Origin of the sequence: Lysinibacillus sp. NPDC056959 (assembly GCF_042674095.1) — a bacterium.
Taxonomy (GTDB): Bacteria; Bacillota; Bacilli; order Bacillales_A; family Planococcaceae; genus Lysinibacillus; species Lysinibacillus zambalensis.
The window spans coordinates 1-6,791 of the sequence record NZ_JBHURE010000053.1 but is presented as its reverse complement, the minus strand read 5'-3'; the positions used below and the strand labels follow the sequence as shown (position 1 = coordinate 6,791).

4 protein-coding genes, 12 tRNA genes and 1 rRNA gene are annotated in these 6,791 nt (G+C 40.7%); 14 read left to right on the top strand and 3 right to left on the bottom strand.

The features are described 5' to 3' along the window. Positions 1–243: 243 nt before the first annotated feature. The 3 genes from nadA to nadB are packed head-to-tail and all read right to left on the bottom strand — an operon-like array spanning position 244 to position 3,737. Positions 244–1,347 carry a quinolinate synthase NadA gene (nadA, locus tag ACFTQ7_RS24780; RefSeq protein ID WP_386831961.1) on the bottom strand — a complete coding sequence of 368 codons (1,104 nt, stop codon included), beginning with the start codon at positions 1,345–1,347 and terminating at the stop codon, positions 244–246. After that, complete coding sequence (gene nadC, locus ACFTQ7_RS24775; protein ID WP_386831959.1) at positions 1,334–2,194, bottom strand: carboxylating nicotinate-nucleotide diphosphorylase; 861 nt, start codon at positions 2,192–2,194, stop codon at positions 1,334–1,336. Before nadC ends, nadA begins: the two co-directional genes overlap by 14 nt. Beyond that, positions 2,151–3,737, bottom strand: a complete 1,587-nt coding sequence (gene nadB / locus ACFTQ7_RS24770; protein ID WP_386831957.1) for an L-aspartate oxidase — start codon at positions 3,735–3,737, stop codon at positions 2,151–2,153. The genes nadC and nadB overlap by 44 nt, the downstream gene beginning before the upstream one ends. A gap of 100 nt (positions 3,738–3,837) precedes the next feature. Here nadB and ACFTQ7_RS24765 point away from each other — a divergent pair, with 100 nt between their 5' ends. The 14 genes from ACFTQ7_RS24765 (at position 3,838) to ACFTQ7_RS24700 (ending at position 6,790) form a co-directional block, all read left to right on the top strand. After that, complete coding sequence (locus ACFTQ7_RS24765) at positions 3,838–4,908, top strand: cysteine desulfurase family protein (protein WP_386831963.1); 1,071 nt, start codon at positions 3,838–3,840, stop codon at positions 4,906–4,908. A 646-nt stretch (positions 4,909–5,554) separates the two neighbouring features. Further along, positions 5,555–5,670, top strand: a 5S ribosomal RNA gene (rrf, locus tag ACFTQ7_RS24760). Positions 5,671–5,680: 10 nt separating this feature from the next. Then, positions 5,681–5,756: transfer RNA gene (locus tag ACFTQ7_RS24755), tRNA-Val, on the top strand. Between the two features lie 3 nt (positions 5,757–5,759). Next, a tRNA-Thr gene (locus ACFTQ7_RS24750) sits at positions 5,760–5,835 on the top strand. A gap of 6 nt (positions 5,836–5,841) precedes the next feature. After that, positions 5,842–5,917: transfer RNA gene (locus ACFTQ7_RS24745), tRNA-Lys, on the top strand. A gap of 21 nt (positions 5,918–5,938) precedes the next feature. After that, positions 5,939–6,023, top strand: a tRNA-Leu gene (locus tag ACFTQ7_RS24740). 46 nt (positions 6,024–6,069) lie between these two features. Next, a tRNA-Gly gene (locus tag ACFTQ7_RS24735) sits at positions 6,070–6,144 on the top strand. Positions 6,145–6,149: 5 nt separating this feature from the next. After that, a tRNA-Leu gene (locus ACFTQ7_RS24730) sits at positions 6,150–6,238 on the top strand. Positions 6,239–6,252: 14 nt separating this feature from the next. Next, positions 6,253–6,329 (top strand) — tRNA-Arg (locus tag ACFTQ7_RS24725). Positions 6,330–6,342: 13 nt separating this feature from the next. Continuing rightward, positions 6,343–6,419: transfer RNA gene (locus ACFTQ7_RS24720), tRNA-Pro, on the top strand. Positions 6,420–6,425: 6 nt separating this feature from the next. After that, positions 6,426–6,501 (top strand) — tRNA-Ala (locus tag ACFTQ7_RS24715). Between the two features lie 26 nt (positions 6,502–6,527). After that, a tRNA-Met gene (locus ACFTQ7_RS24710) sits at positions 6,528–6,601 on the top strand. A 7-nt stretch (positions 6,602–6,608) separates the two neighbouring features. Continuing rightward, positions 6,609–6,685, top strand: a tRNA-Ile gene (locus ACFTQ7_RS24705). Positions 6,686–6,700: 15 nt separating this feature from the next. Then, positions 6,701–6,790 (top strand) — tRNA-Ser (locus tag ACFTQ7_RS24700). The last annotated feature ends 1 nt before the right edge of the window (position 6,791 follow it).

Below are 6,791 nucleotides of genomic sequence, written 5' to 3'. Positions count from 1 at the left end.
AGACACCGCCCTTTCACGGCGGTAACACGGGTTCGAATCCCGTACGGGTCATACTAAAATACAGTAGATGTAATTTACATCTACTGTATTTTTTTGTATAAAGATAGCTTTTAAGATTCTACTAATTGTCTTACACGATTATGATTAGTTGAAATGTATTTGAACATTACTACATATTCTCATTAGAAAACTAAAGCAACTATAAGAAAACGTCTACTCATTTTTGGGTAGACGTTTTGCTTTTTACGCTCTTAATAGCATTCTTTCAAGTGAGCTACGTGCTTCTTCAGCAGTGTGAGCATCTACTTGAATACAATTATGTGGCTGCCCCTTTTGTATACTTTCTAAAGACCAAAGTAGATGGGGAAGGTCAATACGATTCATCGTAAGACAAGGACAGAAATTTTCATTTAAAGAGATAATCTGCTTATCAGGGTGCTGTTTGATCAGACGATTGACGAGATTCATTTCAGTACCGATTGCCCATGCTGAATCACTTGGTGCTTTATTAATCGTATCAATAATGTATTTTGTAGAACCTGCATCATCTGCAGCAGCAACCACTTCACGACTACATTCTGGATGAACGATGATCCGCATATTTGGATGAGTTTTACGTATGAGCTCCGTATGCTGAACCGTAAAGCCTTCGTGTACAGAGCAGTGTCCCTTCCATAAGATGACTTGAATGTTTTCTGGGGACTGATCCGTTTCAAGATTATTTGTATGAGGATTCCAAACGGCCATATTTTCAAGCGGTATTCCTAAATCGTACGCAGTATTTCTACCTAAATGTTGATCGGGTAAAAAGAAAATACGTTGTTTTTGCATAAATGCCCATTCAACCATTTTTTTTGCATTGGATGATGTTACGCAAGCTCCACCATGTCGTCCCGTAAATGCTTTAATGGCAGCAGTAGAATTAACATATGTTAGAGGGATAATGGTATCGCCAAAAAGTTCCTGTAAAACTGGCCATGCTTGTTCTGTTTGATAAATGTCTGCCATATCTGCCATTGAACAGCCTGCACGCATATCAGGTAAGTATACATGCTGCTGTTTAGTTGTAAGCATATCAGCTGTTTCCGCCATAAAGTGTACGCCGCAAAATACTATATGTTCAGCTTCCGTGTTAGCTGCTGATATTTGAGCAAGTTGTAAGGAATCCCCTGTTGCATCAGCAAATTGAATCACTTCATCTTTTTGATAGTGATGCCCAGGAATGAAGAGCTTACTGCCTAATTCCTTTTTTATAGCTAGAATGCGAGATTCCATGTCATTTTTAGATAAAGCACGATAATGCTCGGGTAGTAGTGACATTTGTTGAAATAGATTAGTGATGGACAATGAAACTAGCTCCTTTCGGTTTGACAATTGCACTAATATCAAAAGCTTTTACTGAATGTGTTAGCGCTCCGAGTGAAATCCATTGAATACCTGTTATCGCATAGCTATTTAAGTTTTGAAGTGTAATGCCGCCCGAAGCTTCTGTAGCGATATGTGGAGGAACAGCAGGAAGCCATTCACATATTTCTTTAGGGCTACGATTATCAAACATAATGATATCAGCACCAGCTGCAATTGCTTCATCTAATTGTGCTTTTGTTTCGATTTCGACTTCGATCTTAATGGTGTGACCGATTTTCTCACGTGCTGCCTGTACTGCATTAGTAATACTACCTGCAAAAGCAATATGATTATCCTTTAGCATGATCGCATCGAATAAACCATTGCGATGATTATAGGCACCACCGATTCTAACAGCGTATTTATCTAACATACGCAATCCAGGCATTGTTTTGCGCGTATCGCATATTTTAGCATTAGTACCTGCAGTTTCTCGCACCGCTAAATTTGTAGTTGTGGCAATAGCAGACATACGCTGGATAAGATTCAAAATTACACGCTCACCTATTAATAACTTTTGAAGAGGTCCGTGAATAACAGCAAGAACATCACCGGTATTTACTTTTTCTCCATCTTTTTTATAAAGGGTAATATCGATCGATCGATCCAGTAGAAGAAATCCATGCTTAATGATGAGAGCTCCACAAAAAATGCCGTCTTCTTTCGCATAAAAAGAAAAAGATCCCTGTTGTTCAGGGGAAAATATTAATTCACTTGATAAATCTCCATCGCCTATATCCTCATTAAAAAATTGCTTTAACAATTCCTCGAGTTTGATGATATTCATATAATGAATCCCTCACTTTCATCTGTCCTTGTTGAAAAATAATCCAACGGTTTGCCCACTGGTTATCATTTTCTGGTTGATCAACGCGAATATGTGCTCCGCGAGTTTCTTTTCGTGTAATGGCTGCGAATGCCATTAATGTAGCGACAATATGCATCATGAAAAGTTCAAGTTCCTGTTGATTCAGGCCATTTAAATTAACATGAAGAAGTGTTTGTAATGAGGGCAATTGTTGTACGAATTGTTGCATATCGATAGGATTTCGCACAATGCCTAATGTGTGCATCATCATTTGTCGTAATTGATCTTTTGTAAATAACGATGGCATTGTTTGTTGGTGATGTTTGTCACTAATCAAGAAATTATTTTGTGTACAACCTGTTTGAATAATGTATTGGGCTGTTCTTTGTCCAAACGTAATTCCTTCTAATAGAGAGTTACTAGCTAAACGATTGGCGCCATGAACTCCTGTACAAGCAACTTCCCCAATTGCATAGAGATTAGGAATAGATGTCCTTCCTTTGTCATCAGCAATAACACCGCCCATTAAGAAATGGCTACCTGGTGCAACTGGAATTAGGCCATCCTGTAAATTAACATTATTGTCAGAACAAAGTTGAGCAACCGTAGGGAATCTTTCTTCAAAGTGTTCAATCTTTGTAATATCAATAAATGTTTCCTGCCCAGCAGCACGTTTATGAAATAATGCATGTGCTGTAACATGGCGTGGTGCTAAGTCCAGCTGTTTATGTATCCCTTTCATTAAGGGCTGACGATACGCATCGACAAATATTCCTCCGGCGCCACGAACAGCTTCAGAGACTAACCCTTTGGCCTGACCTTGAGACCAAAGTAAGCTTGGATGGAATTGCATAAATTCCATATCACTGATGGCAGCTCCTGCACGATAGGCTAATGCGATCCCATCACCAGTATTCGTAGCAAAGTTAGACGTACAAGAATAAAGAGCACCTGCACCTCCTGTCGCGAGAATGACGTGGTGGGCAAGGTAGCGTTTCGTTCCCTTTGCTCCTTTTGTTAGAACGCCAACACAATCCCCATTTGTGTTTAATAAAAGCTCATAAGCCATCTCATAGCAATTCACGACGATATTAGATGTGAGTTGATTGAGCAAATAATCTATCATTACTTGACCAGTACGATCACCGCCTGCATGTAAAATGCGGTGATGACTATGTGCTCCCTCTAAGCCAAGAGCGGGGGACCCGTCAACTTGTCGATCAACTGGGAAGCCCACATTTAATAAATTACGCATAATTTCTGTGCCGTTTTCTATTAATACTTCAACATTCCTTCTATCATGATGATATTCACCAGCAGTCAACGTATCAGCAATGTGAAGCTTTGGATGATCTTCTTGACTTGTAACGGCAGCAATACCGCCTTGAGCACGATAAGAACTACTCATTTTAACTGAACACTTTGTCACTAGCTGTACTTGAAAATGTTCTTCGAGAAGCCGAGCAGTTTGAAGTGCGGCAATACCGCTACCAATAATAAGTACATCTGTCTTTACATCCATACATATACCTTCTTTACAGTTGTCTTGACACCTATCTTTGCATAAAATAAAAAAGAAAACAAGACCGAATGAATTAGAAAGGAAGAATAAGATGATTTATATGGATTACGCTGCAACCGCTCCAATGACGCCAAAAGCTCTTAAAGCATATTGCGAGGTAGCAAGGCAGTATTATGGAAATAGTGCAAGCTTACATGACCTAGGAGGACAAGCCCATTATTTTGTTGAACAAGCAAGAGCTGTTGTAGCAAGGTCACTTGGAGTAAACAGTGATGGTATCATTTTTACGGGAAGTGGAACGGAGGGCAATTTAATTGCGATTTTGTCATTAGCTTTAGCTTCAAATAAAGGGAAGCACATTATATCATCCCAAGCTGAACACACATCGGTACATGCGGCTTTAAATACACTTGAAAAAATGGGTTTTACGGTCACGAAGTTACCCTTACAGCAAGACGGTTGTATTCAAGTAGAGCAACTACGAAAAGCAATTCAAGAAGATACAGCTTTAATCACTATTCAACATGTAAATTCAGAGATAGGTTCTATTCAACCGATAGAAGAAATTGCCGAAATTGCAAAACAATCAAATGTGCTTATACACGTCGATTGTGTACAATCCTTTTGTAAACTCTCGTTAAAACAGCAAGTAGATGCTATTACTGTTTCAGCGCATAAAATAGGTGGGCCAAAAGGGTGTGGTGCCATATATATGAATCCTGAACTCCATATTCCTGCATTAGCTCCAGGTGTCACACATGAGCGCGGACTAAGGGGAGGCACACTAGATACCCCAGCTATTGTCGCATTTGCTACGGCGATTGAAGATTATCAATATGAGCGTCAGCATTATGCAGCATTACGTCAATACTTTAAGGAGAATTTACCAGAGGCGTGTCAGATCATTGAGTGTAAGGATCAATTGCCTAATATTTGTGGTGTGATGATGAAAAGAGTAGAAGGGCAATACGTTTTGTTAAAATTAAATGAAGCGGGGATATGTATTTCTACAGGAAGTGCCTGTGATATTCATAGTGAATCTGGTACAAAAGCGATTTTATCAATGGGTTATTCTATGGGAGCGGCTCGTCAATTTTTTAGAATATCCTTTGGTCCAGCAACGACATTTGAGGAAATTGATCGATTACAACGGGCACTTTTAAGCTTTTAATGTTCGACATGTGAAATATATAAAATGCTTTCTAAGCAAGTAAATGAAAGGCTCAATAAATAATATTGAGGATAAGATTAAAACTGAAAAACTATGATTAAATAATTTTGAAATAATAATTTACGTACATGTTAAGTAGTCTATAAAAATAATCTTATTTGGATATTTTTGTTCGTGTATACTTATTTTGGTGGCTGATTGGAGCGAAGGGCTACTCAAGTACTCCTGTCGTAGAGCATTGAGTTTGGGGGAAGAAGTAGCTTGTAGCGAAAATTAGTGACTTTTATTTATAAAATGAATATAAATAGTTAACTAATTCTCATCTATTAAATTAATTGTTTTCTTTTAATTAAATAATTGCTATAATAAATAGCAGAGTGATAATTTCTCGTAGAAAACAAAAAATATCTCTAAAAAGCAATAATTTCTTTTTTTTATAAAAAAGTATTGCACAATACTAGAAAACGTTATACAATAATTCTTGTCTTGAAGGACAGGTAATAAACTTCAAAACGAAATACATAAAGGTTTCAACATACGAGTAGTTTGAGAAAGCGATGAAGAAAAGGAAGGACGTACTTAAGTACATGACTGACTGAACGACAGAGGCTGACAAAAAGTACGACGTATATCGAAAACTTAATAGTCTAGTGATGATGGCAAAGAGGTCACACCCGTTCCCATACCGAACACGGAAGTTAAGCTCTTTAGCGCCGATGGTAGTTGGGGGCTTCCCCCTGTGAGAGTAGGACGTCGCTAGGCATAATACCCAGGAGGATTAGCTCAGCTGGGAGAGCACCTGCCTTACAAGCAGGGGGTCGGCGGTTCGAGCCCGTCATCCTCCACCATTTGCCGGTGTAGCTCAGTTGGTAGAGCAACTGACTTGTAATCAGTAGGTCGTGGGTTCGACTCCTATCGCCGGCACCATAGTTTGAGCCATTAGCTCAGTTGGTAGAGCATCTGACTTTTAATCAGAGGGTCGAAGGTTCGAGTCCTTCATGGCTCACCATTTAAATTGCCAACAAAATATGCGGGTGTGGCGGAATTGGCAGACGCACTAGACTTAGGATCTAGCGCCGCAAGGCGTGGGGGTTCGACTCCCTTCACCCGCACCATATTTTAAATTTAATAATTGCCAGGATAAATAAATCTTATGCACATGCGGAAGTAGTTCAGTGGTAGAACACCACCTTGCCAAGGTGGGGGTCGCGAGTTCGAACCTCGTCTTCCGCTCCAAATGTGCCGGGGTGGCGGAACTGGCAGACGCACAGGACTTAAAATCCTGCGGTAGGTGACTACCGTGCCGGTTCGATTCCGGCCCTCGGCACCATTTTTTTATAATTAGCGCCCGTAGCTCAATTGGATAGAGCGTCTGACTACGGATCAGAAGGTTATGGGTTCGACTCCTGTCGGGCGCGCCAAATTAATATTTATCGGAATGTAGCTCAGCTTGGTAGAGCACTTGGTTTGGGACCAAGGGGTCGTAGGTTCGAATCCTGTCATTCCGACCATTTTATGGGGCCTTAGCTCAGCTGGGAGAGCGCCTGCCTTGCACGCAGGAGGTCAGCGGTTCGATCCCGCTAGGCTCCACCATAAAAGATAACCAGTATAAAGATCCTGGCGGCGTAGCTCAGCTGGCTAGAGCGTACGGTTCATACCCGTAAGGTCGGGGGTTCGATCCCCTCTGCCGCCATCTTAAAGGACCTTTAGCTCAGTTGGTTAGAGCAGACGGCTCATAACCGTCCGGTCGCAGGTTCGAGTCCTGCAAGGTCCACCATTTATATATTGTTACGGAGGTATACCCAAGTCTGGCTGAAGGGATCGGTCTTGAAAACCGACAGGCGGGTAACACCGCGCGGGGGTTCGAATCCCTCTACCTCCTC

What these genes read in the sequence shown, in the direction of transcription:
- nadC (WP_386831959.1), bottom strand. Translation starts at nt 2,194, where the DNA reads ATGAATATCATCAAACTCGAGGAATTGTTAAAGCAATTTTTTAATGAG.
- nadB (WP_386831957.1), bottom strand. Translation starts at nt 3,737, where the DNA reads ATGGATGTAAAGACAGATGTACTTATTATTGGTAGCGGTATTGCCGCA.
- ACFTQ7_RS24765 (WP_386831963.1), top strand. Translation starts at nt 3,838, where the DNA reads ATGGATTACGCTGCAACCGCTCCAATGACGCCAAAAGCTCTTAAAGCA.